Source organism: Nonomuraea composti (genome assembly GCF_012034275.1).
Taxonomy (GTDB): Bacteria; Actinomycetota; Actinomycetes; order Streptosporangiales; family Streptosporangiaceae; genus Nonomuraea; species Nonomuraea composti.
In genome coordinates this window covers 1-26,063 of record NZ_JAATEP010000085.1, presented here as the reverse complement: position 1 = coordinate 26,063, position 26,063 = coordinate 1, and the positions used below count along the sequence as shown (strand labels likewise).

Here is a 26,063-nt window from a genome sequence, read left to right as displayed (position 1 = left end):
TCCTCCTCCGTCCGGGACGTCAGCCATCGCCGCCGCCCGCTCCCGTGAGCAGCCGCGTGGGCTTGTCGAACCTGGCCAGCCGGCGCATCCACGCGAACCCGGCCCCGAACAGCCCGGCCACGACCACCAGCACGGCCTGGCCGAGGTAGCCCCTGTACTCCGCGACGTACCCGGGGTTGAACACGACGAGGATCCCGGCGAACGCCAGCGCGGTGATCACCACGATCTGCACGCTGCGCCTGGTCGAGCGGCGCTCGGCCTCGACGCGGCGGCGCATGTCGAGCTCCTCGCGGGCCGAGACGGCCAGCGCGCCGAGCACGTCGCGCAGGCCCGGGCCGCGCAGCCGGGAGTTGAGGATGAGCGCGGCCACGACGAGGTCGGCCGAGGGGTCGTCGAGCTCGTCGGCGAAGCGGGCCAGCGCCTCCGGCAGCGCCATGCGGGTGTGCAGCCGGTCGATCAGCGCCCGCAGGTGCGGCCTGAGCATGGGCGCGGCGGCCCTGATGGACGACGGGATGGCCTGTTCGAGCCCGGCGGCGCCGGCGATGGTGTCGCGCAGCGACTCCGTCCAGGCGGCCAGCCCTTCCAGGCGGCGCATCGCGGCGCGTTCCTCGGCGGCGCCGCCCGCCAGCCCGCGCCAGGCGAACACGAGCAGCACCGTGCCGACCGCCATGACGGGCCATCGGGTGATGATCAGGACCAGGGTGGCGGCGACCGCCGCGACGGCGCCCCTGGTGCCCAGCACCTTGATCAGGTCGCTCTTGGGCCGGGTGGGGCGGGGGCGCAGGCCGTACAGGGACAGGATGAGCAGGAACACGCCGCCGCCCGCGGCCGCGCCGGCCAGCAGTGTCAGCGGGTTGATCGTGAACGGCATGGCGCTCACCAGCCTCCCGGGGTGTAGCCGTGGGCGGCGAGCTCCTCCAGGCAGGAGATCGGGGCGTGTGGGACGGCGGCGCCGTCGGGGCCCGGCACGAACACCTCGCTGGACAGGACCCGGCCGTCGCAGCCGTTGACCTCGCGGATGCTGGAGACGTAGCGGCGCAGCCGGCCGCCCACGTGGTAGTCGTTGCGCTTCTCGATGAAGACCACGAAGTCGATGGCGCCGGCGATGAGCATGTGGGTGGCGTCGATGGGCAGGCGCTCACCGGCCTGGAGCGCGTAGGTGGAGATGCGGTTGAAGACCTCCATGCTGGAGTTGGCGTGGATGGTCGACAGGGAGCCGTCGTTGCCCTGGGTCATCGCGTTGAGCATGGTGACGATCTCGTCGCCGAGCACCTCGCCGACGATGACGCGGCTGGGGTTCATGCGCAGGGAGCGGCGGACCAGCTCGGCCATGGAGATCTCGCCCTGGCCCTCGGAGTTGGGCAGGCGCTGCTCGAAGGCGACGACGTTGGGGTGCAGCTCGGGGAACTGGTCGAGACCGAGCTCCAGGGCGCGCTCGACGGTGATGAGGCGCTCGCCGGGCGGGATCTCGTTGGCCAGGGCCCGCAGCAGGGTGGTCTTGCCGGCGTTGGTGGACCCGGCGATCATGATGTTCTTGCGGGCGGCGACGGCGGCCTTGAGGAACCGCCCGACGTCTGGACTTATCGTGCCGTTGCCCACGAGGTCGGACATGAAGACCTTGCCCAGGCGGGCGCGGCGGATCGACACGGCCGGCCTGACCGTGACGTCCATGACCGCGCTCAGCCGGGAGCCGTCGGGCAGGCGCAGGTCGAGCTGCGGGTTGGCGGTGTCGAACGGCCGGCTCGACAGCCCCGAGTACGCCGCCAGGATCTGGATCAGCTCGATCAGCTCGTCGTCGGAGTCGGCGACCGGGTCGTGCATGAGCTCCTGGCCGTCGGCGTAGCTCACGAACACCCGGTCGCAGCCGTTGATGTCGATGTTCTCGACCTCGGCGTCGTCGAGCAGCGGCTGCAGCCGCCCCACCCCGAACAGGGCCGCGTGGATGCCGGCCGCGAGCGCCTCTTCCTCCTCGACGGTGGGCGGCGTGCGGCCGAGGCCGATCTCGCCGCGCGCGTGCTCCTCCAGCACCTGGGAGATCAGCGCCCTGGCGAACTGGCGCTCGTCCTCGCCGGTCATCGGGGGCAGGCCGCCGGCCTGGTCGAGGCGGCGCTGGTGGGCCAGGCGGTCGCCGACCTCCTGGCGGAAGCGCTTGACGAGCCCGTGGTCGATCATCGGTGGCTCACCAGCCTCGCGGCGAGGTCGCGGGCCGTGCGGATGAGCAGCGAGCGGTCGAGCCGGCCGCCCCACTGGCCGCGCAGCAGCTCGGCGCCCTTGGGGTCGTAGGCCAGGCCGTGCACGAACTGCACGCTCGGGCCGACGATCCTGCGGACGTCCTCGATGGAGCCGCGGTAGTTGCGCGGGTCGGCGATCACGACGACGCCGTGCGCCTTGGTGATCTGGAGGCGCTCGCGCAGGTGGGCCACGTGGTCGAGGGTGGCCCTGGTGAGCAGCACGACCTGCTCGGACTCGGCGACCAGGTCGGCGAGCTGCGGGTGGGCGCCGAGGCGGCCGCAGTCGGCGATCACGTCGGCGTTGGGGATGGCGGCCAGCGACCTGCCGAGGGGGCCCCACAGCCAGGTGAGACCGGCGGCCTGCTCGCCGTGGGTGAGGCCCACGAGCACGTCGAGCCCGCCGACGATCTTCTGGGTGTGCTGGTGGATCTGCGCGGCCTCCAGGCCGCGCCGCGCGGTGGCGCCCAGCGTGAGCAGCCCCTTTCCGGGGTTGAGCACGCCACCGTCGGCGGCGGGCAGCCGATAGGCGAGGTCGCCGCCGGCGGGATCGCATTCGGCCAGCAGCACGGGACGGGGCCAGACCGCGGCGAGCGCCGTGGCGGCCGTGGTCACGCCGGGCGCGCCCTTGTCGGCGGCCAGTACGATCAGCGCCACGTCAGCGTGCCCCCGGGAGCTCGGCGACCGCGATCTGCCCGCTGGAGGCGGCGGCCACGATCTCGGGTGCCGCCGGAGCCTCGACGACCACGGTGATCTGGCCGGAATTTCCGGTTTTCGAGCGATCTCCGACGGAGAAGACGAGCGCGCTCGCAGCGAGCACCCGGCTTTCTCCCTCGCTCGACCGGCTCGGCACGAATATCACCTGGACGCGGTCGCCCTGCTGCACGCCCGCGGGCATTTGGCCGGGTTTGAGGGCCAAACCGACGGTGGCCTTTCCTTCACCCAGCTCGGTGCTGGCCTTCGCGCCCATGGCGTCGGTCATCAGCGTGCCCGGCAGGATCGTGACGGTCGCGAAGCTGTTGGTCACTTCCTGCCGCCGCGCCCAGGAGACGTAGCCGATGCCGGTGTCGGCGATCTTCACTTCCTCGATCGCCTCTTTGGGGATCCGCTGGCCCGCGCCCACCTGCTGGGTGAAGCGGATGGCCGAGACGCGGTCGCCGCTGCTCAGCACGAGCACGGTGGTGGCCAGCGCGCCGCCCAGGATGAGCAGGACGGCCAGTGCGGCCAGCGCTGGCTTGCGCTCTCTGGGCGGGACGGGGAGCTTGCGCGAGGCCGGCCCGGACAACCCCGCCGCCGTGTTGGGGGCAGGCTGCTTTTCACTGGTCCTCATGGGTGGGGGGCTCCCGAATGTGAATTGCGGAATTCACGCCATTATGTGGTGATCGCCCGGGCGGTGGAGGCGGAATTCGCGGACCCATGCTTGTTTCGCAGGTGACATGATGTCAAGCGGAAATAATCAATGCCTATTGTTTCTACCGAGTTGACGGATGCGCATATATCCGGTTAGTCGCACCTTTTTTAACTTCAGGCACAGGAATCACGGCCTCCCGGCGTGCCATGCCGTTGCCGTCAACCGGCGCACCCCGCCGCGCTCCGGACGCTACCTTTGGCGCCCGAAGTCGACCGAGGAGACGGCACCATGCGGATCATGCTCACCGTGATCGGCGGGCAGGGCGACCGTGACGTGGTGATCGACGGCGACGACGGCGCCACGGTGGGCAGGCTCAGCGCGGAGCTCAGCGACCACGGCCCGCTCGCGGAGATCGTCCGGCTGCCCAAGGCCCGAACGCCGTACGGCAGCGCTGCCGGCAGGGACGGCAGCGCTGCCCGCAGGGCCCCCTATGACGGTCCGGGGGACGACGACGGCCGCCTCCGCGTGCCACGGCCGCGCCGGCCGGAACGCTCCGACATGGGGCCGCCCACCCTGTGGCGCGACGGCCGCCCGCTCGACCCGCTCGCCCCCGTCGCCGCCGTGCTGCGCGACGGCGACAAGGTCACGCTGGAGGCCCACCTGGCCCGCGCGACCGTCGTCGAGGAGCCCGGCGGGGTCGCCGAGGTACGGGTCGTGGGCGGCCCCGCCGCCGGCGCGGTGCACCGGCTCGGGCTCGGCGTGCACGTCATCGGCTCCGACCCCATGTGCGCGATCGCGGCCGGCGACCCGGCGCTGGCGCCCGAGGCGGTGACCGTACGCGTGACACCCGACGCGATCACCGTCGAGCGGGCCTGGCACCCGCCCGCCGACACGCCCAAGCTCAAGCTCAAGGGCCGCTGGGCCGAGGAGGTCGCCGAGCTGACCGCGCGCACCGCCGCGCGGGAGGCCGCCGAGCTCGCCGCCGGCTACGAAGAGGTGCCCGAGCTCGACGGCAGGCCGCTCACCGAGCCCGTCGAATGGCCCGACCAGGCCGTGCTGACCTGCGGGTCCTCCGTGTTCGTGCTGACCTCGATCGAGCCCAGGGACGCCCACCTGGCGCCGCGCGGGGAAGGCGGCGTCGCCTACAACCGGCCGCCCCGGCTGCTGCGGCCCGAGCCCCAGCGCACGTTCGTCCGGCCCAAGGAGCCGAGCAGGAACGAGGGCATGCGCCTGCAACTGCTGGCCGCGTTCCTGCCCGCCGTGCTCGGCGTCACCCTGGCGTTCGCGCTCAAGCAGCCGTACTACCTGCTCGTCGCCCTCATGACGCCCGTCATCATGATCGGGCAGTGGTGGAGCGACCGCCGCCACGGCAAGAAGCAGCACAAGAAGGCGCTCAAGGAGCACCAGGAGCGGCTGCGGGCGTACGAGGAGGACGTCGAGCGCGCCCGCGCCGCCGACGAGGCGGCACGCAGGGACGGCGCGCCCGACCCCGCCCAGGTGCTGCTGACCGCCACCGGCCCGCGCCGGCGGCTGTGGGAGCGCCGCATCCACGACGCCGACGCGCTGCGGCTGCGGGTCGGGCTCGCCGACCTGCCCGCCGGACTCGAGCTGAGCGAGGAGCAGGGCGGCCGCATCGACCCGCCCATCTGCCGCTCCGTGCCCGTCGCGCTGCCCATGCGGCGGCTCGGCGTCGCCGGCGTGACCGGGCACCGCACCGCTGCCGCCTCGCTGGCGAGCTGGCTCATCGCCCAGGCCGCCACCCTGCACAGCCCGCGCGACCTGGCCATCGTGATCGTGTCCGCGCACCCCGACGCCGAGCGGCAATGGGGCTGGATGCGCTGGCTGCCCCACTGCGCGCCACGCGTCGGCGAGGAGTGCGTGGCGCTCGTCGGCGCCGACCCCGACGCCGCCGCCCGCCGGGTCGCCGAGCTGGCCGCCCTCATCGACGAGCGCCAGAACACCACCATCCCCGAGCTCGGCAAGATCCCCACCGGCTGGGACGACCTCGGCGGGCCCGAGAAACCCGCGTTCTCCTCCTACGACGTCCGCCCCTACGACGTGCTCGTGATCCTCGACGGCGCCCAGGTGCTGCGCGGCCTGCCCAACATGCCGCAGGTGCTGCGGCAGGGGCCGCGCTGCGGCGTCTTCACCCTCGCCATCGACGAGGACCAGCGGCTCCTGCCCGAAGAGTGCCAGACCGTCGCCGAGTGCGGCACCGACGGCCTCGTCCGGCTGCGCGGCGGCGGCCTCGACGTCATCGGCCCCCTCCTCGGCGACCTCGTCTCCCCCGCCTGGTGCGACCGCCTCGCCAGAGCACTCGCCCCCATCCGCGACGTCAGCAGGGACGACTCCGGCGGCAGCCTGCCCGACTCCGCCCGCCTGCTCGACCTCATGGGCATGCCCGTGCCCTCCGGCCGCGAGCTGGCCGCCCGATGGGGCGAGCGGGGCAGCACAGAAGCGCTGATCGGCGTCGGGCCCGACGGGCCCTTCACCGTCGACCTCCGGCTCGACGGCCCGCACGGGCTCATCGCCGGCACCACCGGAGCCGGCAAGTCCGAGCTGCTGCAGACGCTCATCTGCTCGCTCGCCGTCGCCAACCGGCCCGACCAGCTCACGTTCGTGCTGATCGACTACAAGGGCGGGGCGGCCTTCAAGGAGTGCGTACGGCTGCCGCACACCGTCGGCATGGTCAGCGACCTCGACGGGCACCTCACCCAGCGGGCCCTCGACTCGCTCGCGGCCGAGCTGCGGCGGCGGGAGCGGCTGCTGCTGGCCGCCGGGGCCAAGGACATCGACGACTACACCGGGCCCGGCCTGCCCCGGCTGGTGCTGATCATCGACGAGTTCGCCGCGCTCGTGGCCGAGCTGCCCGACTTCGTGACCGGGCTCGTGGACATCGCGCGGCGCGGGCGGTCGCTGGGCATCCACCTCATCCTGGCCACGCAGCGGCCCGCCGGGGTCGTCACGGCCGACATCCAGGCGAACACGTCGCTGCGGATCGCGTTGCGGGTCACCGAACCCGCCGAGTCCGCCGACGTCATCGACCTGCCGGACGCCGCGCACATCTCCAAGTCGACGCCTGGGCGGTGTTACGTGCGGTCGGGGGTGGGCGCGGCGGTGGCCGTCCAGACGGCCCGCGTCGGCGGCCGCACCCCGGCCCCACCCCCACCGGCCACCGCCAACGGCTCCGGCGGCACGAGTGGCGCGGGTGGCTTGGGCGGCTTGGGCGGCGCGGGCGGCGCGTCCAGCGGTGTGGCTGGCTCATCCGGCGGTGCGGGCGGCTCATCCGGCGGTGCCGGTGGTGGTGGGCGGTTGCGGGTGCTCGATGTGGACTGGCGTGGGCTCGGGAGGCCGTTGCCGCCGCCACCCCAGGCGGAGGAGGAGGACTCCTCGACCACCGACCTGACGCTCGTCGCCGACGCCCTCATCGAGGCCGCCAGGCTGGCGGGCGTGCCCGCACAGCCGAGCCCATGGCTGGACCCCCTGCCGACCCATCTCGTCCTGGACCTCCCGGACGAGCCCCCCGCCGGTGAGACGTTCGGCGAGGTGGCGCCGTTGCCGTTCGGGATCACCGACCGGCCGTGGGCGCAGGACCGGCGCCCGCTGGCGCTCGACGTGGCGCACGGCGGTCACCTGCTCATCGCCGGGGCGGCCCGCAGCGGCCGGTCGACGGCGCTGCGGACCATCGCCGGCTCGATCGCCGCCCACGCCTCCCCCGAGGACGTGCACCTGCACGCCGTGGACTGCGGCTCCGGCGCGCTGCTGCCGCTGATGGCGCTGCCGCACTGCGGCGCGGTGGTCACCCGTGACCAGCTCGACCGGGTGGAGCGGCTGCTCACCCGGCTGCGCGCGGAGGTCGGGCGGCGCCAGCAGCTCCTGGCGGAGGCCGGGCACGCGTCGCTGGCCGAGTACCGCCAGGCCGGTCACCGGCTGCCGTGGCTGGTGTTCATGCTCGACCGGTGGGAGGGCTTCGTCGCGGCCTTCGAGGGTTACGACTACGGGCGGCTGATCGAGGCGGTGCTCCAGCTCCTGCGGGAAGGGCCCGCGGTGGGGCTGCGGGGCGTGGTCAGCAGCGACCGGTCGGGGCTGCTCGGGCAGGTCTCGACGGTCTTCGACGACCGGCTGCTGCTGCGGCTGTCCGACAGCGCGGACTACGGGCTGGCGGGCTTCCCGCTCAAGGGGCTGCCCGCCGTCATGCCGCCGGGGCGGGCGCTGTCGATGGGCGAGCACGGGATCGTGGAGCACCACATCGCCCTGCTGGCCGCCGACCCGGCGGGCCCCGCCCAGGTGGCGGCCCTCCAGTCCCTGGCCCGCGCGGCCGCCACCGGCGCACCCCAGGCGGAAAGCGCCGCCCGAGCACCCCAGGCGGAAGGTGCCGCCGGTGACGGGGCGGGCAGGCGGGCCGGGGTCTCGCACGCGCTCGGCGTGAGCAGGGTGCCGTGGCGCTGGGGCGGGGCGCCGCCGTTGCGGGTGGACGCGCTGCCGATGCGGATCACCGCCGCCCAGACGCTGGCCCTCGACCCGGCGTTCGAGCCGCCGTCGCCGCTGTGGGCGCTGATCGGCGCGGGCGGTGACGCGCTCACCCCGCTCGGCCTCGACCTCCAGGTGCACGGCCCGGGCGCGGTGATCGCGGGCCCGTCCCGTTCCGGCCGCTCGTCGACGCTGCTGACGGCCGCCCGCTCGCTGATCGCCCGGGGCACCCCGGTCGTCGCCGTCGCCCCCAGGCGCAGCCCGCTGCGCGACCTGGAGGGCGCGCTGGCCGTCCTGAACGCCGACGCCACCGACCTCCCCGAAGTGGTGGCCGGCCACGACCACTACGTGGTGCTGGTGGACGACGCGGAGCTGGTCAACCCGGACGGCCCGCTCGGCACGGCCCTGGAGGAGGTGATCAGGACGGGCCGCGACGGCGACCACGCCCTGCTGATCGCCGGCTCGACCGGCGACCTGGCCGTGGCCTACCGGGGATTCGTGGCCGAGGCGCGCAAGTCGCGTACGGGCGTGCTGCTCAGCGTGCAGGGGCAGACGGACGGCGACCTGTTCTCGATCCGGCTCCCGCGCGGGACGGCGAGCGGCCCGGCGGGCCGCGGCCTCCTGGTGACGTCCGGCACGATCGTCCCCCTTCAGGCGGCCCTGCCGGAGGGCGGCTGAGCTTCACCACCCGCCTGACCTGCCTTTCGGTGAACAGTCAGCGAAAGATCTGGTCATCGCGCTCACCAGATGGCACCCTTGCTCCCCGTGCGGCGAGTGCGACAGCGCGTTCGAGCGCCGCGACCGACCGCTCTAAGCTGATGCGCGGGTTCCTAGCCGGGGAGGTGCTGTGCAGACCAACAAGGATCTCTACCAAGCCCATCGCCTGATGCAGCAGCGGCTCGGCATGGCCCTCCTCCAGGCGGAGCCCGATGTGCCCGAGTCCCCGATGCGCCGGCAGAACATCGCGACGTTCGGCGGCATCCTGGTCGGCGTCCTCGTGATGGCCGTGTTCGGGATCTGGGGCCTGGTGCGGCCGGGCAACGCCACCAAGCTGACCGACCCGGGCCAGCTGCTGATCGAGGAGGGGAGCGGCGCCAAGTTCGTCTACAGCGAGCAGCAGCGGCGGCTGCTTCCGGTGGCCAACTACGTGTCGGCGCGGCTGGTGCTGGACCCCGGGGGATTCACCACGCGGAGCGTGTCCCCGGCGTCCCTGGCCGAGCTGCCGCGCGGGCCGATCATCGGCATCCCGGGCGCGCCCGACGCGCTGCCGGCCAAGGAGAAGCTGGTCAAGACGCCGTGGTCGGTCTGCGTCACGGAGGTGGTCGACGGCGCGGGCACGCGCAAGTCGTACACGACGCTGGTGGGCGGCCAGGACGTCGGCGGGCGGCAGGTGGGCCGCGACGCGATGGTGGTGACGGCCGGCCAGGGCAGCTGGCTCATCTGGGGCGATCGCCGCATGCGGGTGAGCACGGCGGGCGCGCGGGCGCTCAACGCGCAGCCGCGGCAGGTGCCGGCCGCGTGGCTGAACGCGCTGCCCGCCGGGCACGACTTCAAGGCGCCCGACGTCCCGGGCCGGGGCAGGAAGGTGCGGGCCGACGGCAAGGTGACGGCGGTGGTCGGGCAGGTCTTCACGGTGGCCGCGCTGCCGGGCACCCCGGCCCGGTGGTACGTGCTGCTCGATGACGGGCTGGCGCCGATCACCGAGGTCCAGGCCCGGCTGCTGCTGGAGGATCCGGCCAGCAAGAAGGCGTACGGCAAGCGCCCGGTGCAGGCGATCACGATCGACGCCGCCTCGGCCAACGCCTCACCGTCGCGCCAGACCATCATGGACACCACCCTGCCGACCACCATGCCGAAGGTGATCAGCGTGCCCGGCACCGTCCCGCTCTGCGCGGTCTATCCGAAGACGGCGGCGGGCTCGGTCGCGGCGAAGGTGACGGTGGGCAGCAGGATCGCGATCCCGACACCGACGAGCTCGGCCGTGCAGGGCCAGTACGACCAGGTCATGCTGCCGCCGGGCAGCGCGGTGGTGGCGGGCGTGCTGCCCGGTGAGGGCCAGCTCGGCGCGGTGAGCAGCGCGCTGTCCCTGATCACCGACCAGGGGGTGCGCTTCCAGGTGCCGTCGGCCGACGTGCTCGGCAGGCTGGGGTACGACGCCGGTGACATCGCCCCCGTGCCCGCGAGCATCATCCACGCGATCCCGCAGGGCCCGGCTCTCGACCCGGCCGCGGCCATGGTGCCGCTGGCCGCCGGGAAGTAGGGCGGTTCACCAGCCGAACTCCGGCATGATCGACGGCTGTTCGAGCTGGGCGGCGTCGAGCTTGCTCTGCGGGTCGTCGACGATGTCGGCCGTCGTCGGGTCCCAGAGGGCCTTGGCCTCGATCAGGTTCGGCTTGTCCGCCTTCACCGTCGCGATGCCCGGCAGGTTCTGGGTGAACTGGTTGAAGGCGACTCCGGCGGCGCTCAGGATCAGGGAGACCTTGAGCACGAGCTTCCAGTGCTGCTTGAACGCCGCCGACACCGCCTCGTGCACCTTCATCACCGCCCGCATCGCGTTCGCCTCGCCGGCGGCGGCGTTGACGAGGGAGCCGCGGCAGAACTGGACGAAGACCGCCAGCGCGGCCAGCACCGCCGCGACGGCGACGCAGACCATCAGGATCGCGTTGTAGCCCTGCGCCGAGGCCTTCAGCGTGTTGCCGGTGCCGACCCTGTTGTCGTCGAGGGCGGCGAGGTGCTTGTCGAGGACGTTGACCTTCTCGATGAACGACTCGTACGCCTGGCCCGCCCAGTCGCCCGCATCGCCGACCTCCTTGGCCAGCCGCTTGAGCTCGCTGCGCAGGAAGGCCAGGTCGCTCTGGTCGCCGGGTGTCGGGTGCGCCGCCATCGGCGGGTGCCATTGCTGCTGCTGTTGTGCCGACGTGAGCGAGGTGGCGGGGGCGTAGGTCGGCCAGTTGTTGACGGAGCGGGGGTTGAGCCACTCCTCGGCGCCCCGGTCCTGCTCTTGCGGGTCACCGCTCATCATGCCGATGAGCCCGACGACCGGCCAGGCGTACGGCATGATGAACGCGGCCATCGACGCCGTGCCGAGCGCGGCGGTGAAGGCCGCCACTGAGCCCTCGTAACCTGCCATGTCGCTGCTTACACCTCTTCCTTGCCGAGCACCGCGACGGTGTGGTCGACGTCCAGGCCCCAGGTCTCCTCGTCCTCACCGGCGTGCGGGCCGCGGTCGCGGTCCTTGCCGTCCTGGGCGGGGGCGCCGCCCATGCCGCCGGGCGGGTAGAGGGGCACGCCGGTGTTCAGCGCTCGGGCGATGCTGCCAGGGGCGCCCAGGCCGGAGGACGCCGGGGTGGACGACGACGATCCTCCCGCGAAGGTGCCCTCGGGCAGGCCGGCCGTCGTGCGGGGCACGGTGGTGCCGCCGGGGCTGGTCGACGGGAGGTCGGGGGTGCGGATCTGCGGCGTGCTCGTGGCGGGCACCTGGGGGTTCAGCCCGGCGAGGTCGGTCTTCGGCTGGCCGAGGCCGCTCAGGTCGGGGCTGGTGGCGCTGGGAGTGGGGATCTCGGGCTGCTTGATGTCGGACGGGTCGGGCGTGTTGAGGTCCGGCTGCTTGATGTCGGACGGGTCGGGGGTGGGGATGTCCGGCTGCTTGATGTCCGACGGGTCGGGCGTGGGGATCTCGGGCTGCTTGATGTCGGACGGGTCGGGGGTGGAGGGCTTGTCGATGCCGAGATCGCTCGGATCGAGGCCGCCCTTGCCGAGGCCGCCCTTGCCGAGGTCGCCCAGGCCGCCGGTGTTCTTCGGCAGGCCGCCCAGCCCGCCCGAGGGCAGGCCGCCGCCCGGGTTCTTGATCTGCGGGATCTTGCCGCCGCCGTTCTGCGGGGCCTTGCTGGCCTGCTCGGCCGCCTCGGTGTTGTCCGCGGCGGTGTTGAGCGCTTCCTTCCAGGACTCCAGCACGTCCTTGGCCTGCTTCAGCGCTTCGGCGGCGCTGTCACGGGCGGCGCGGTGAGCGACGTTGAGCCCGCCGCCGATCACGCCGAAGGTCAGCGTGTGCAGGTCGATGGCACGGGTGCTGGAGCTGAGCTGCGACAGGTTCTCGCCGTAGCCGCGCACGTTCGTGCCCAGCGTCCTGACGCTGGAGTACCGCATCTTGAAGTCGGGATCGCTGGTCCGCGGATCGACGGCGCCCGCGGCGTCGCCGAGAGCGCTGGTGAAGGGATTCTCGGCGGACGAGGATGAGTTGGACACACGCCCCCCTAGTCACGTTCGGCACATACGCTACGCCAGCCCCGCTGCCCCCGTACACCCGCATTACGGACTACTGCCCCCACCTCGGGCCAGGGACACAAACACCACCTTTTCTGGCGATACACCCACGATCCTCCTGGTTGCTATGGAAAATTAACTCGATCACGTGCGACGCTAGGGGCAGAAGTTCACTAATGTGACCAAATAGGCTGACACGACGTGTCGGCCTAGTCAGACGACTGGCAAGGGAGGGAGACCTGTGGCGGACCAGACACAGGTAAGTGCGTCCGATCTGACAGCCGCGATCGGATACATCGAGGAAGCGGCCACCAAGCTGCGCACCATCCAGAAGAACCTCGACACCGCGGGCGTGACCCTCAAGGCGAGCTGGGTCGGCCAGTCGGAATACGCCTTCGACCAGGTCCACAGGATCTGGCATCAGCGGATGGACAAGGTGCTCGAAAGCCTGCAGACGCTGGCGGAGAACATCGGCGGCAGCAACAGGAACTACGCCGCGTTCAACGAGGAGCGGGTGCAGGCGATCAACAAGATCGAGGCCCTGATCAACGCCGCCCCGATGTCGCGCACGGCCGGCTAGCAACACACACCCATCCCGCAGGCACCGAAGGAGGTCAGCATGCCCGCTGAAGACATGTTCGACGTGACCAAGCTCAACTACAGCGGCCTCGACGCCGGTGAGGCCGACTTCCAGAACGCGTTCAACGGCATGGTCGAGACGCTCGAGACGCTGGAGCAGCAGCTCCTGGCCAAGAGCGCGATCTGGCAGGGTGACGCGAAGGCCGTCTTCGACGAGGTGCGCAAGGTCTGGCAGACCGAGGCCTCGCACATGTCGACCGTCATCACCGAGCTGAAGACGACCATCAACGTGACCCACATGAACATGAGGGAGGTCGAGCGCATCAACTCCATCATGTTGGGCGCCGACTAGCGGCAGGACCCACGAGCGGCACCGGTGGAGGCCCTGACAGCGAAGGGGGAGCATGGGCAACGATCGTGGTGTGGAGCTCAGCAGGCGGGCGATCAAGGCCGCCAGGACCGACCTGGAGGAAGCGCTCGCGCTCCTGAGCCCTGACAGCAAGAACGGCGGCGCCAAGAACGACGGCACCGCCCAGCCTGTCTTCGCGCAGGCCTCTCCGGCGTTGCAGCTACGCGACGACTACGAGGCCATGAGCGGTTACTGGCCTGCCGCCACGGGCTTCCAGACCAGCGCCCAACGGGCCATCGGCGCCGTCACCGTGTCGTACGGCAACATCGCCACACAGGTCCGGAACGTCATCGACCTGCTGGACCAGGCGCTGCGCAACTACGACGACATCGAGGTCGACAGCGAGGGCCGCTCGCAGTCGGTGCAGGTCTGATGAGCCGGTTCCAGCAGCCGATCAGGCAGGACTTCGACACCGGCGAGGTCGACTACGCCGACCTCCAGCTGTTGCGCGACCACCTGAACAAGAACAAGCCGGAGCTGCTGCGCAGCGCGGCCGAGGAGTTCCTGACGGCCAAGCGGCGCCTGGAGCACCTGATCGGGGTGATCGACCGGCACCTCCGGGCGCTGGACGAGCACTGGACGACGGGCAACGACGCCAAGACGGTCAAGGCCGAGCTGCGCCGGCTGCGCGCGGCCGCCTCCGACGTGTCCACCACGATCAGCAACCAGCCCGTGGACGCCGAGCAGTGCCCGGCCAACCCGTCCGGCGTGGCCCCCGCGCTGCTCCTCCAGGCTCACACGCTGTCGGTCTTCAGCGGCAAGAACCTGCCGGAGTCCGCCGACCGGGACGTCAGCGTCCTGGAGGGCGCCTTCCAGGGCGGCGCGGTCGGCACCATCGGCGGCGGCGTGATCGGCGGCCCGCCCGGAGCGGTCATCGGCGCCGTCGTGGGCACGCTGGCCGGCGGCGTGACCGCGCTGTTCACCGACGGCCCGTTCGCGAACCTCGTCGGCGACTCCAAGGAGGAGAAGGACAGGAAGGCCGCCAAGGAGCACATCAAGCTGCTGACCGAGGCGACGAACCAGAACAACCAGGCCTTCCCGGTGGAGCTGAACACCGACATCCCGCAGTTCAGCCCGCTCGCCCCGCGGACCCCGACGATCCCGGACGTCAACGGGCCCGGGGGCGGCACGGTGCCGGCGGGGCTCGGCCAGGGCTTCGACCCGGACGCCCCGGGCATCGACGGCCTCGGCTACCCCACCGGCCAGGACGGGCTGACGGACCCGAGCCTGCACCGGATCCCCGGCGTGGACACCACGTACCCGGGGGGCACGCTGCCCGACGGGTCGGCAGTCGGCGCCACGCCGGGCGGCGGCACGGACCTCGACGGCACGAACGGCGCGGGCGGCGCGGGTGGCGCGAACCTGCCCGGCGGGCCGGGCGCCGGCGTTCCGGCCACGAACGTCCCCGGCGCCGGCGGCACGACCCCGAACGCGCCGCGAACCTCCCTGGCCGGCCTGGGCGACCCGGCGGCGACCCTGCCGCACGTCCCTTCGACCACCACTCCCGCGCTGAACGCGGCCGCCACGAACACGCCGGCCACGGGCATCGGCAGCCCGTACGGCGGCTCGTCCGCGGGAGGCGCGTTCGGCAACGGCGCGGCGGCCGGCGCCGCCTCCGCCGCGGGCCGCGGCGCGAGCGGCAGGTCGCCGATGGTGCCCGTGGTGCCTCCCGTGGGCGCGCGCGGCAAGGGCAAGGAGGACGCCCAGGAGACGACGCGGACCACGTGGCTCCTGGAGGACGACTCGCTCTTCACCAGCGACGTGGCCACCATCAATCCCACCCTCAAGGGCGAGTCGAAAGGCAAGACATGAGTCGCCCCGCTGACAACGGCAGCCCCGCTCCGGAGCTGGAGCTGCCCGCCAACTTCCCCGGCCTGGGCGACGACGCCGCCACGGGCGGCCCGTACGTCGACCACACGGAGCTGCGGCGCGTCGTCGGACGCCTGCGCACGAAGCTGGACTCGCTGCGCGGCAACGCCCCCGCCTCCATGAGCGCCACCTACAGCGGCCCCGGCACGATCGGGGAGGTGGCCGGCATGGGCAACGTCGGGCCGCAGGAGACCGGCCAGTGGGAGGTGGCCTCGTCCTTCGGCGCGAACACCGAGCAGGCCTACACGGTGCTCGACCCGAGCTACGGCAAGCTCCTCGACCACGTCGAGCAGTGGGTGGACGCGGTGGAGAAGGCCATCGCGAACTATGAGAGATTCCATCAGGACAGCAGTGCGTGAGAAGTGGCGGGGTTGTTGAGCCATGGGTGAATGGCAGCCGATCAGGCTCTACGCCTACCTTGGCGAGAGCGACCCTGGAGCAGGCACGACCCGGGAGCAGGTCGTCTCCTGGCTGAACAGCACCGATCCCGACCGGATCGAGGCCGCCGGGCAGAGCTACGTCGAGGCGGCCAAGCTGATCAAGGGCGAGGACGGCGTCCAGGACGCCCTGAGGCGGACGGCCGAGGAGCTGAAGAACGTCTGGCGCGGTGAGGGCGCCACCAAGGCGCTGGAGAGCCTGCGGGTGCTGTTCGCCAGCGCGGGCGCGCTCGGCACGGCGATGCACGACACCGGCACCCCCATGAAGCAGTACGCCGCGAAGGTCAGGGAGTACCGCGCGGCCCTGCCCGCCGCCCCGGAGGAGAACGCCGGCGGCGGCATGCTCAACGGCGGCGGCACCGGGGGTTCCGGCGGTACGGGGGGTTCCGGCGGCACCGGCGGTGCCGAGTACGCGCCGCCGCTGCTCGACCAGAACACCGCCGGCGGGACGTTCGGCGACCCGTCCCTGTCGGGCGTCCTCACCCCCGACGAGATCGCCAGGAACCACCTGAAGCGTCTCAACGACGAGATCGCCGAGGTGAACGCCAGGATGGCGGAGGGGTTGTCCTTCCGGATGCCCAACGTCACGCCGCTTGACGTGGCCCTGACGAAGAACAAGAAGATCGACGTCGGCAGCGGCAGCGACGCCGGCGGCGGCCCGGTCACGTACTGGGACGGCGGGAACGGCTCCGGGGGCGGCACGGGCTCCGGGTCGGGCGGCGGCACCACCGGCTCCGGCGCGGGCGGCTCCGGGCCGGGCTCGGACGGCACGGGCGGCACGGGTGGCTCAGGGGCAGGCTCAGGAGCAGGCTCGGGCGGCTCCGGGACGGGCTCGGGCGGTGGCACGCCGCAGGACCCCGCGGCCCCGGGCCAGAACGGCCAGGACGGCTCCGCCACCCCCAACCCGGGTGACTCCGGACAGCAGCCCGGCGGCACCCAGGGCCAGCAGCCGTCCGGTCAGGCGCAGGGCGACTCCGGGCAGGACGTGCCCCCCGTGATCGGCGCCGACGGCCGGACCGAGCTGGCCGACAGCACCACCACGCCCACGGCGAACCCCGGCTCGGCCTCGAACCCGTACCAGACCACCACGACCGTCCCCACGCCGCAGACGCCGACGAGCACGCTGCCGACACCGAACCCGGCGGTCCAGCCGGGCGTGAACGGCGGCATGTGGTACCCGTCGGGCGGCGGCGCGGCGGCGGCCAGCCCGGCGGTCCTGCGCGGCGGCGCCACGCCGGGCTCCGGCTTCATGGCCTACCCGCCCGGGGCGGGCGCGGGCGCGCCGGGAAGCGACGGCGGCGAGAAGACGCGCGACATCTACGACCCGGAGCCCAGCGTGTGGCACGTGCCCACGCCCACGGGCCCGGACAAGATCGGCTGAGCCGGACGCGGCGGCTCCGGCGCGCGTGACCTCGCGCCGGAGCGGCCTCGGGGCCTCAGCCCTCCATGCGCTGCCGGATGCGGTCGAGCTGGCCCATGAGGTCCTCGTGGGTCCGGTCGTAGGCCGCCTGCGCCTGGCGCACCTGCTCCAGCGCGCCCTCGGGGTCTCGCCCGAACCGCAGCGGGTTCTCCTCCCCGAAGGCCTCCTCCATCGTCTCGCTCAGTTGCCGCTGCAGGTCGGCGGCGGCCTCTTCGATGACGGCCTTGATGCGCTCGGCCAGCTCGCCGGAGGTGAGCCGCATGGCCTTCGGATGCAGGACGAGGTCCTTGAGGCCCCCGCTGCCGAACTCGGCGGTGACCAGGCCGTCCTCGTCCTGTGCCCGGCCGGTCAGCTCGATCATGGAGCTGCGCAGCTCGGCGACGCGGGCCATCTGCTGCTCGGCGTTCCTGAGGATCTTGTCGAAGTCGAGTGCGCCGAACTCCCGCTCCATGCTCACGCCCCTCACCTGCCACAAAAGCCCTGTTCTGCCGCAACCCTACCGTCAGGGCGTCAGGGCTGGGCGGTGGTCTCCGTCCGCTTCGGCTCGACCCAGGTGAAGTCCTCGTAGCCGGGCGGCAGGCCGGTGCGCGGGTCGGGCTCGGCGAAGGAGGGAAACTCGCTCGCGTCGATGGTCACCGACCGGAAGTCGATCGCGGCGTCGCCGCTCGGGGTGATGTAGCCGAACTGGTGCTGCTTCTTGACCATGGTCGACAGCACGTCCCCGGCCTCCTTCAGGGTGTGGCCGAGCGTGGTGGCGAGGAAGAGCGTGGAGACGTTCACCGTGCCGGTGATGTAGCGCTCCAGCAGCAGGCCCCAGACGGAGGTGTTGGGCACCCGCTGCAGCTGCTTGGCGACGACGAGCAGGCCGATCGCGGCCAGCGACGCGCGCAGCACCCAGGTCCAGAAGCTCCGGTAGCCGGCCGCGACCTCGTCGAGCATGCCGGCGCCCTTGGAGATGACGTTGCGCAGCGCGCCGATCTCGCGGTGGAAGGTCCAGATCCACTTCTCGTACTCGTCGCGGTCGAGGGCGATCCAGCCGTCCCTGGCCGTGTTGAGCAGCTGGGGCAGCAGCTGCTTGATGCCGTCGTCGAGCCGGGCGGACATGCCGCTGTCGAGGGTGCTGACCGCTCTCGCCATGCCGGGCTCGTTGGCCAGCATGCCGCCCGCGATGGCGATCGAGGGCGCCAGGCCCACGGTGAGCCGGCCGGCCTTCTTGAGCGCGTCGAGGGCCCTCTCGCCGATGACCGGCCGGTACGGGTTGCGCAGCGCGGAGACCGCCTGCTGGGGCGCGGGCGTGCTGTACGGGCCCGGCGTGGGGCCGCCGAAACCCGGCGTGCCGGGATAGCGGGCGGGGCCGAAGCCCCCGCTGGCCGGCGGCGTGGTCGGCGTGCCCGGGGGCGTGGCGTACGGGTTGCCCGGTACCGGCTGGTTGGGGGTGGTGCGGGTGTGCGCCCAGGGGTCGGGGGTGCTCATCAGCCGCGGTACCTCACCATGCTGGCCTCCTCGGCCGCCCGCCAGTTGCGCCTGGCCCGGCCGAGCGCGGTCGAGCACTCCTGCACGCAGGTCTCCGCCTCGCCGAGCGTCGTGTCGAGCCAGGTGCGGAACTGCTCGTACGCACCCTGGATGAACAGGCCGCCGATCTGCCCGAAGCCGAGCCCGTCCACGGTCGTCATCGGCAGGAGCCCGTGGATGTGCTCCACGGCCGGCTTCAGCTCGTCGTCCATGCGGGAGCGCGTGTGGGCGATCGTGGACGACGTGACGTAGATCTCCTGGCCCGAACCTTGTTGAGTATTCGCCACAAAACGCGATTGTTGTCCACATTCGACGGTGAACGGGCGAATTGCTGTGATCTTCACACCAGATTCAGCGTCCGGACAGTTCCGCAACCCTTTCGGTTAACCGGCCGCCGATGGCGTGGCATGCCATGGACTACACCGAGAACGACATCGACCGGCTCATGCGGGAGAGCCAGCGCGAGCTGCGCGACCTCGCGGACGCCGCCCAGACCCTGCGGGAGGTCGTCGGCAGGGGCGAGAGCCGCAGCGGGCTGACCAAGGCGGTCGTGGACGCGGACGGCCGCCTCCAGAGCGTCACCTTCGCGCCCCGCGTCCTGCGCCTGGACGTCGCCGCCCTGCAGGATGAGGTGGTGCAGGCCGTCCGGCAGGCGCAGGAGGACCAGGACCGGCAGACGCGCGGCGTGCTGGGCGTGCCGGAGGCCCAGCTCGGGCTGGAGGACATCCAGCGCCAGTTCGAGGAGTTCCGCGACCTGTTCGCCGCCGAGACCTCCGAGCGGAACATGCGGATGCGGCGGCTGGCCGAGCGCGACCCCTACGACGACTGACCGCTCAGCCCGCCAGCCCCCGGATCCAGGTGTAGACATCGAGCACGCCCAGCGCGAGCGGGAACAGGGCGATGAGCAGGATCACGTCCACGATCTCGCCCGCCCGTCCCCAGAACGGCGACAGCTTGCCCGACGGCAGCCACAGGCCCAGCCCGACGACCAGCATGGCCACCCAGAGCAGGCCCATCACGACCGCGGCCGCGGCCACCGTGCCCGCGCCCACGCTGAGCGCGACCGCCACGCCCACCAGGCCCGCCAGCCCCACGCCGAGCAGCCAGAGCCGCTGGCCGACGCCGTGGAAGACGCGGGCGCGCAGCAGCATCACCAGCGAGAGCACGACGGCCATCGCGATCGCCATCCAGGTCGCCGCCGTGACCAGGTAGACCAGCGCGCCGAGCGCGGTCAGGGCGATGCCGGTGACCATGCCCGTGGCGTACCTGCTGGCCTGGGCGGTGCGGGCGAGCACCGCCTCGCTGTCCAGGCGCTGGTTGTCGGCGCGCAGCTCCTCGGCGTTGGTGGGCAGGGTGGGCAGCGGCACCCTGGCGATCTTGAACGACAGGGACGGGATCAGCGGGCTGAGCGAGATGAGCAGCGTGACGGCCATGGCCGCGGCGCCCGCGGCCGGGACGCCGAACACCATGACCACGGCCGCGGCCACCGCCCCCACCACCGTGGCGATGGCCGTGCCGAGGAAGCCCGCCACGCCGCCGGCGACCATGGTGCCGCCGAGCGTGGCCACCAGCGCGGTGCAGGTGAGCGCGGCCAGCAGGTGCGGGGCGCCGATCCCGGCCAGGGTGGAGCCGCTGAGCAGCCCGTACAGGCCGGCGAGGAAGGCGTAGGGCAGCGCGGCGTACCCGATCAGGGCGCCGGCGGAGGAGTCGCCGACCGCGCGCGACAGGGCGGTGCTCACGCCGAGCAGCAGCAGGGCTAGCAGCCCGGCGACCACGGTCACGCCCAGCGGCTCGCTCCCCGACAGCACCAGCCCGGGCGCGCCGAGCGCGAGCAGGACGGCCGCCGCGCCCGTGCCCATCGCCTTGGTGTGGCGGGACTCCCACTTGCCCGTGCTCTCCTTCACGCCCGTGGCCACCACGTCGGCCACGTCGTCGTAGAGCGCGGGCGGCAGCGCCAGCTCGCGTGGCCGCAGGTACAGCAGCTCGCCGTCGAGCACCCCGAGGGAGGCGAGCGTCTGGCCCAGGTCGAACGGCGCGCCGCCCAGCCGCTGGAGCACCCAGCCGGGCGCGCCGGCGTCGCCGCCGCCCTCCCCGACGGCACGCAGCAGGCCCGGCAGCACGTGCGGCAGGGGGATGTCGGCGGGCAGGGCCAGGTCCACGCGGCGGCGCGGCGCGACGATCGTGACGTGGCACAGCGGCGCCAGCGGCCCGCGCGGCACCGGCTGCGCGCCCGGCGGCAGCGCCGGCCCCGGTGGCAGCGCGCCACCCGGCGGGACGGGACCTCCCGGCGGCATGGGAGCGCCCGGTGGCATGGGACGCATCGGCTGCATCGGCTGATGGGCGAGCGAGGTCACGGCCACTCCACGTTCGGCTGGCTAAATCCGACATGCCGAACATATAGGGACGGCAGGTCTGGTAAGAAAGTGTTTCAGGTGACAGGAGGGTTGTCGCGTCAGTGAGCATTGTTGTTGTTCGTCGCCCCGAGCGCCGCCCCAGTCCGAAACCACCGCGCGGGGAAATCCTCCTGGAGTCCCCGCCGGAGATTCCCGAGGTGCAGCCCGCCGGGCTCTCGGGCGTCCTCATGTACGTGCCGATGCTCGCGGGCGGCGCGGCCATGGCCCTCATGTTCACCGCCGGCGGCAACTCCAGCCCGATCATGTACGTGGCCAGCGGCCTGTTCGCCGTCTCGATGCTCGGCATGACGGCCGGCCAGCTCGGCCGCAACGCCGGAGAGCGCAAGAACCGCCTCAACGGCCTGCGCCGCGACTACTTCCGCTACCTCGCCCAGATCCGCAAGCGCGTCCGCAAGGCCGCCGTCCAGCAGCGCGAGGCCCTGGAGTGGAGCGGCCCCGCCCCCGACACGCTCTGGTGGGTGGCCATGGGCCCGCGCCTGTGGGAGCGCCGCCCCCGCGACGAGGACTTCGCCACCGTACGCCTGGGCACCGGCGTGCAGAAGCTCGCCGTGCAGCTCATCCCGCCCGACTCCAAGCCCGTCGAGGACCTCGACGCGCTGACCGCCGGCGCCCTGCGCCGGTTCGTGCGCGCGCACTCCACGGTGTCGGGCCTGCCGGTCGCCGTCGCGCTCAACTCCTTCGCCCGCATCAGGCTCTCCGGCGACCCCAGGGCCGCGCGCAGCCTCGTCCGCGCCGTGGTCGCGCAGCTCGTCACCTTCCACTCCCCCGACGACATGCGGATCCTCGTGTGCGCGGGCAAGGAGTCGATGCCGTACTGGGACTGGGTGAAGTGGCTGCCGCACGCGCTGCACCCCGAGCAGGTGGACGCGGCCGGGCAGGTGCGGCTGATGGCCGAGGACCTGTCGCGGCTCGACCAGCTCGTGGGCGAGGAGCTCAAGGAACGCGCGAGGTTCCGGCCCGGCACGGCGGCGGACGCGCTGCCGTACCACGTGGTGATCGTGGACGGCGGGCACGTGCCGCACGACTCCCAGCTCGGCACCGACGCCATCCAGGGCGTCACCGTCATCGACCTGTCCGACGCCACCGGGCCCGTCGAGGAGGCCAGCACGCTGCGGCTGGAGATCCAGCCCGACGGCTTCCACATGGTCAAGATCGACCACACCGGCAAGCGGTCCACGACCCGGCTGGGCGACCCCGACACCCTCGACTACCACCGGGCCGAGGGCCTGGCCAGGCAGCTCGCGCCGCTGCGCGCCTCGATCGGCTCCGGCGGCGAGGAGCAGGACGTGCTCGGCACCAACACCACGCTCACCGACCTGCTCGGCGTCGGCGACGCCGCCCGCGTGCAGCCCGCCGTGACTTGGCAGCCCAGGGCGGGCCGCAACCGGCTGCGCGTGCCCATCGGGCTCGGCAGCGACGGGCGCGTGGTCGAGCTGGACATCAAGGAGTCGGCCCAGGGCGGCATGGGCCCGCACGGGCTGGTGATCGGCGCCACCGGCTCCGGCAAGTCGGAGCTGCTGCGCACGCTGGTGCTCGGACTGGCGATCACGCACTCGCCCGAGATCCTCAACTTCGTGCTGGTCGACTTCAAGGGCGGCGCCACGTTCCTCGGCCTGGAGACGCTCACCCACGTCTCCGCCGTCATCACGAACCTGGAGGACGAGCTCCCCCTCGTCGACCGCATGCACGACGCGCTGCACGGCGAGATGGTGCGCCGCCAGGAGCTGCTGCGCGCCGCCGGGAACTACGCCTCCCTGCGCGACTACGAGCGCGCCCGCGAGCAGGGCGCCGACCTGCGCCCGCTGCCGACGCTGTTCATCGTGCTCGACGAGTTCAGCGAGCTGCTGGCGGCCAAGCCCGAGTTCATCGACCTGTTCGTGATGATCGGCCGGCTGGGCCGCTCGCTCGGCGTGCACCTGCTGCTCGCCTCGCAGCGGCTGGAGGAGGGCCGGCTGCGCGGGCTCGACACGCACCTGTCGTACCGGATCGGCCTGCGCACGTTCTCGGCCATGGAGAGCCGGGTCGTGCTCGGCGTGGCGGACGCGTACGAGCTGCCGTCCGCGCCCGGCAACGGCTACCTCAAGTTCGACACGACCGGCATGACGAGGTTCAAGGCGGCCTACGTCTCCGGCCCGTACCACGAGGACCCGGCGCAGGCCGTCGCGGCCGACGGCCAGGTCCCCATCCGCGACGTCGTCGAGTACGGCCCGGCCCACGTGCCGCTCCCCGAGGTCACCGCCCCGCAGCAGCTGCCGGAGGAGGACCAGGACGAGCCGGCCGGCGGCAACCAGCGCAGCCTCCTCGACGTCGTGGTGGGGCAGCTCGCCGGGCACGGGCCCGCGGCGCACCGCATCTGGCTGCCCCCGCTGGCCGAGCCGCCTACCCTGGCGCACCTGCTGCCGCCGCTCTCGGTCACCCCCGAGCACGGCCTGACCACGGCCGGCTGGCCGGGCAGGGGCAAGCTGCACGCCGTCATCGGCATCATCGACAAGCCCTTCGAGCAGCGCCGCGACCCGTTCTGGCTGGACCTGTCCGGCGGCGCCGGGCACGTGGGCGTGGCCGGCGGCACGCAGAGCGGCAAGAGCACCGTGCTGCGGACGCTGGTGGCGAGCATGGCGCTGCTGCACGACCCGCGCGAGGTGCAGTTCTACTGCCTCGACTTCGGCGGCGGCGCGCTGGCCTCCTTGGAGGGGCTGCCGCACGTGGGCGGCGTGGCCGCCCGCCTCGACGGCGACCGGGTGCGCCGCACGGTGGCCGAGGTCAGCGGCATCCTGGAGCAGCGCGAGCGGGACTTCGGCGCGCACGGCGTCGAGTCGATGACCGCCTACCGGCGCATGTGCCAGGAAGGCACGATCGAGGGTGACGGCTGGGGCGACGTGTTCCTGGTCGTGGACGGCTGGCTGACGCTCCGGCAGGAGTTCGACTCGCTGGAGCCCGTCATCACCGACATCGCGGCCCGCGGGCTCGGCTACGGCATCCACGTCATCGCCGCCTCCAACAAGTGGTCGGAGTACCGCCCCAGCATCCGCGACCTGCTCGGCACCAAGATCGAGCTCAAGCTCGGCGACGCCTACGAGTCGGAGGTCAGCAGGAAGAAGGCGGTCAGCGTGCCCGAGGGCGCGCCTGGGCGCGGCCTGACCAAGGACGGCTTCCACTTCCTGTGCGCGCTGCCGCGCATCGACGGGGTGCAGAACGTCTCCGACCTGGCGGCCGGGGCGCGCGGGCTGGTGCAGGCCGTCCGCGACTCGTGGCAGGGCCCGGCGGCGCCGAAGGTCAGGCTGCTGCCCGCGATCCTGCCCGCCGCGTCGCTGCCCGACGACCCCGACCGGATCCCGATCGGCATCGACGAGGCGGCGCTGGCGCCCGTGGCGCTGGACTTCGACGCCGACCCGCACTTCATCGTGCTCGGCGAGAACGAGAGCGGCAAGTCCAACCTGCTGCGGCTCATCTCCGAGGGCCTGGTGCGCAGGAAGCAGCCGAGCCAGGCCATGATGATCGTGATCGACTACCGGCGCTCGCTGCTCGACTCCGCGGCGACCGAGCACCGCATCGGCTACGCCGCCTCCAGCGCCGCCGCGACCGAGCTGATCAACGACGCCAGGGGCGCGCTGCTGAACCGCCTGCCCCCGGCCGACCTGACGCCGCAGCAGCTGCGCGACCGGAGCTGGTGGCAGGGCTCCGACCTCTACATCGTCGTGGACGACTACGACCTCGTGGCGACCTCGTCCAACCCGCTGCTTCCCCTCGTGGAGCTGCTGCCGCAGGCGCGCGACATCGGCCTGCACGTCGTGCTCAGCCGCCAGATGGGCGGCGCGGGCCGCGCCATGTTCGACCCCGTCATCCAGCGGATGAAGGACATGGCGACCCCGGCGCTGCTCCTGTCGGGCAACAAGGACGAGGGCATGCTGTTCGGCAACGTCCGCCCCCAGCCCTTCCCGCCGGGGCGCGGGCAACTGCTGGACCGGCGCCACGGGCCGCGTCTGGTGCAGACGGCGTTCCTGGGCGCTGACCAGCCAGGACAGGACTGATCGTGGCGAAGGACGGATGAGGTATGGCGGATCCGGATCTCGAGACGCACTATTCGGCGCTGGACAACTGCCGCACGGCCATCAAGCGCGCCGCCGGCCAGTACGAGGACACCCTGACCGAACGCAACCCCGGAGAGATCACCTACGGCGACGACGGCGCCCCGGTCAACAACCGCACCCCCGTCGCGGCCGCCACCTTCGGCGACCTGACCGACTCGGGCGCGCTGGCCACGGCCGCGAACGACGTCTGGGACGCCGTCATCACCGAGACGGACCAGGCCCGCAGGAAGCTGCGCGCCGTCGAGCACGCGCTGAGCACCGTGGAGGAGAACATCCGGGCGGCGCACGGGGCCGGCTCGTGAGCGTGGCGCACCTGCCCGGAGGCGCCGCGCTCGACGCGATGTTGCGGAAGGTGAAGGGCGATCCGGGGGCGATCGACACGCTCGCCGCGGCCTGGCGCGGCGTGTCCGGCGACGTCGACGAGTTCGCCCGCGGGCTGTCGGCGGCGGTGCGAACGGTGGACGACGCCTGGAAGGGCCGCGCGGCCGACCAGTTCGACACCTACATGGGCAAGTACCAGGCCGCGGCCGGCGACCTGAAGTCGGCGCTGTCGAACGCCGCTTCCTCGCTCGGCGACGCGGCGAGCGCGCTGCGGGAGGCGCACACCGAGATCGCCGCCATCATCCGGGACCTCAGCACCAGCGCGACCACGTACGAGAACGCCTACTACAAGGAGCACCCCGACGCCACGGCGGAGGACGTGCGGCCGGGCCTGACCAAGCTGGTCGAGCAGGCCAAGGCCGACGCGCAGCCCTGGGTGGACGCCGCCGACGCGGCCGTGACCAAGGCCAAGAACGACATCGGCCGCTTCCTCGACGAGCGCGGGCAGACCTTCCACGGCATCCCCGAGGTGACGACGCAGACGTTCGTCCCGCCCCGGGGCAAGTCCACCGGCTGGGAGCCGGAGCCCGACTACCGGCCGCAGGCGGGCACCTCCCTGCAGGGCGCGGGCGACGGCCCCCGCGGTGCCGAGGGCGGGGGCGGCTTCGGCGGGTACGGCTCCAGCGGCCCCCCCCCCCCCCC

The 26,063-nt window shown here is 72.7% G+C and carries 22 protein-coding genes; 12 read left to right on the top strand and 10 right to left on the bottom strand.

The features are described from left to right. Positions 1–19: 19 nt before the first annotated feature. The 4 genes from HCN51_RS54010 to HCN51_RS53995 are packed head-to-tail and all read right to left on the bottom strand — an operon-like array spanning position 20 to position 3,513. Positions 20–871 (bottom strand): type II secretion system F family protein, encoded by an 852-nt coding sequence (locus tag HCN51_RS54010; protein ID WP_168021595.1) that lies wholly within the window; start codon positions 869–871, stop codon positions 20–22. A gap of 5 nt (positions 872–876) precedes the next feature. Next, positions 877–2,172, bottom strand: coding sequence for a TadA family conjugal transfer-associated ATPase (locus tag HCN51_RS54005; RefSeq protein WP_080042960.1), 1,296 nt, complete (start codon positions 2,170–2,172; stop codon positions 877–879). Beyond that, a complete protein-coding gene (locus HCN51_RS54000; protein WP_168021593.1) occupies positions 2,169–2,885 on the bottom strand; it encodes a CpaE/TadZ family protein in 717 nt (238 codons plus the stop codon). Before HCN51_RS54000 ends, HCN51_RS54005 begins: the two co-directional genes overlap by 4 nt. Before the next feature lies 1 nt (position 2,886). Continuing rightward, on the bottom strand, positions 2,887–3,513 hold the full coding sequence (locus HCN51_RS53995; RefSeq protein WP_240974199.1) for a CpaB family protein: 627 nt from the start codon (positions 3,511–3,513) through the stop codon (positions 2,887–2,889). 354 nt (positions 3,514–3,867) lie between these two features. Here HCN51_RS53995 and HCN51_RS53990 point away from each other — a divergent pair, with 354 nt between their 5' ends. Continuing rightward, positions 3,868–8,727: an FtsK/SpoIIIE domain-containing protein gene (locus tag HCN51_RS53990; protein ID WP_168021589.1), complete on the top strand. Its 4,860-nt coding sequence runs from the start codon at positions 3,868–3,870 to the stop codon at positions 8,725–8,727. A gap of 169 nt (positions 8,728–8,896) precedes the next feature. Further along, positions 8,897–10,309, top strand: coding sequence for a type VII secretion protein EccB (gene eccB / locus HCN51_RS53985; RefSeq protein ID WP_168021587.1), 1,413 nt, complete (start codon positions 8,897–8,899; stop codon positions 10,307–10,309). Positions 10,310–10,315: 6 nt separating this feature from the next. Here the strand turns inward: eccB and HCN51_RS53980 are convergent, their stop codons facing one another. Both HCN51_RS53980 and HCN51_RS53975 read right to left on the bottom strand, forming a co-directional pair. Then, on the bottom strand, positions 10,316–11,179 hold the full coding sequence (locus tag HCN51_RS53980) for a hypothetical protein (protein WP_168021584.1): 864 nt from the start codon (positions 11,177–11,179) through the stop codon (positions 10,316–10,318). A gap of 8 nt (positions 11,180–11,187) precedes the next feature. Further along, the gene (locus HCN51_RS53975; protein WP_168021582.1) at positions 11,188–12,294 is read right to left on the bottom strand and encodes a WXG100 family type VII secretion target; all 1,107 of its coding nucleotides are present in this window, start codon (positions 12,292–12,294) and stop codon (positions 11,188–11,190) included. Positions 12,295–12,553: 259 nt separating this feature from the next. Between HCN51_RS53975 and HCN51_RS53970 the strand changes: the two genes are divergently transcribed. The 6 genes from HCN51_RS53970 to HCN51_RS53945 are packed head-to-tail and all read left to right on the top strand — an operon-like array spanning position 12,554 to position 16,987. Then, a complete protein-coding gene (locus HCN51_RS53970) occupies positions 12,554–12,892 on the top strand; it encodes a WXG100 family type VII secretion target (RefSeq protein ID WP_168021580.1) in 339 nt (112 codons plus the stop codon). A gap of 39 nt (positions 12,893–12,931) precedes the next feature. Continuing rightward, on the top strand, positions 12,932–13,243 hold the full coding sequence (locus HCN51_RS53965; RefSeq protein ID WP_168021579.1) for a WXG100 family type VII secretion target: 312 nt from the start codon (positions 12,932–12,934) through the stop codon (positions 13,241–13,243). Between the two features lie 52 nt (positions 13,244–13,295). Further along, complete coding sequence (locus HCN51_RS53960) at positions 13,296–13,673, top strand: hypothetical protein (RefSeq protein WP_155128565.1); 378 nt, start codon at positions 13,296–13,298, stop codon at positions 13,671–13,673. Further along, positions 13,673–15,112: a WXG100 family type VII secretion target gene (locus tag HCN51_RS53955; RefSeq protein WP_168021577.1), complete on the top strand. Its 1,440-nt coding sequence runs from the start codon at positions 13,673–13,675 to the stop codon at positions 15,110–15,112. Before HCN51_RS53960 ends, HCN51_RS53955 begins: the two co-directional genes overlap by 1 nt. Continuing rightward, positions 15,109–15,528: a hypothetical protein gene (locus HCN51_RS53950; protein WP_080042971.1), complete on the top strand. Its 420-nt coding sequence runs from the start codon at positions 15,109–15,111 to the stop codon at positions 15,526–15,528. The genes HCN51_RS53955 and HCN51_RS53950 overlap by 4 nt, the downstream gene beginning before the upstream one ends. Positions 15,529–15,550: 22 nt before the next feature. Then, the gene (locus tag HCN51_RS53945; RefSeq protein WP_168021567.1) at positions 15,551–16,987 is read left to right on the top strand and encodes a WXG100 family type VII secretion target; all 1,437 of its coding nucleotides are present in this window, start codon (positions 15,551–15,553) and stop codon (positions 16,985–16,987) included. Between the two features lie 55 nt (positions 16,988–17,042). On the opposite strand, the gene HCN51_RS53940 is transcribed toward HCN51_RS53945, so the two are convergent. From HCN51_RS53940 to HCN51_RS53930, 3 genes are read right to left on the bottom strand one after another with little or no spacing between them, the layout of a single operon-like run. Continuing rightward, the gene (locus HCN51_RS53940; RefSeq protein WP_168021602.1) at positions 17,043–17,477 is read right to left on the bottom strand and encodes a YbaB/EbfC family nucleoid-associated protein; all 435 of its coding nucleotides are present in this window, start codon (positions 17,475–17,477) and stop codon (positions 17,043–17,045) included. Between the two features lie 59 nt (positions 17,478–17,536). Further along, positions 17,537–18,499 carry a hypothetical protein gene (locus tag HCN51_RS53935; protein ID WP_168021566.1) on the bottom strand — a complete coding sequence of 321 codons (963 nt, stop codon included), beginning with the start codon at positions 18,497–18,499 and terminating at the stop codon, positions 17,537–17,539. Further along, positions 18,499–18,825, bottom strand: coding sequence for a hypothetical protein (locus HCN51_RS53930; RefSeq protein WP_155128569.1), 327 nt, complete (start codon positions 18,823–18,825; stop codon positions 18,499–18,501). The genes HCN51_RS53935 and HCN51_RS53930 overlap by 1 nt, the downstream gene beginning before the upstream one ends. A gap of 125 nt (positions 18,826–18,950) precedes the next feature. Between HCN51_RS53930 and HCN51_RS53925 the strand changes: the two genes are divergently transcribed. Continuing rightward, positions 18,951–19,367 (top strand): YbaB/EbfC family nucleoid-associated protein, encoded by a 417-nt coding sequence (locus HCN51_RS53925; RefSeq protein ID WP_168021576.1) that lies wholly within the window; start codon positions 18,951–18,953, stop codon positions 19,365–19,367. A 4-nt stretch (positions 19,368–19,371) separates the two neighbouring features. On the opposite strand, the gene eccD is transcribed toward HCN51_RS53925, so the two are convergent. Then, positions 19,372–20,892: a type VII secretion integral membrane protein EccD gene (eccD, locus tag HCN51_RS53920; RefSeq protein WP_346434152.1), complete on the bottom strand. Its 1,521-nt coding sequence runs from the start codon at positions 20,890–20,892 to the stop codon at positions 19,372–19,374. A gap of 101 nt (positions 20,893–20,993) precedes the next feature. Between eccD and eccCa the strand changes: the two genes are divergently transcribed. The 3 genes from eccCa to HCN51_RS53905 all read left to right on the top strand — a co-directional run. Further along, positions 20,994–24,980 carry a type VII secretion protein EccCa gene (gene eccCa, locus HCN51_RS53915; protein ID WP_168021574.1) on the top strand — a complete coding sequence of 1,329 codons (3,987 nt, stop codon included), beginning with the start codon at positions 20,994–20,996 and terminating at the stop codon, positions 24,978–24,980. Positions 24,981–25,003: 23 nt separating this feature from the next. Further along, on the top strand, positions 25,004–25,342 hold the full coding sequence (locus HCN51_RS53910) for a hypothetical protein (protein ID WP_168021569.1): 339 nt from the start codon (positions 25,004–25,006) through the stop codon (positions 25,340–25,342). Continuing rightward, positions 25,339–26,063 (top strand): WXG100 family type VII secretion target (locus HCN51_RS53905; RefSeq protein ID WP_168021568.1); only part of this gene is annotated, 725 nt, incomplete at its 3' end. The genes HCN51_RS53910 and HCN51_RS53905, both read left to right, overlap by 4 nt.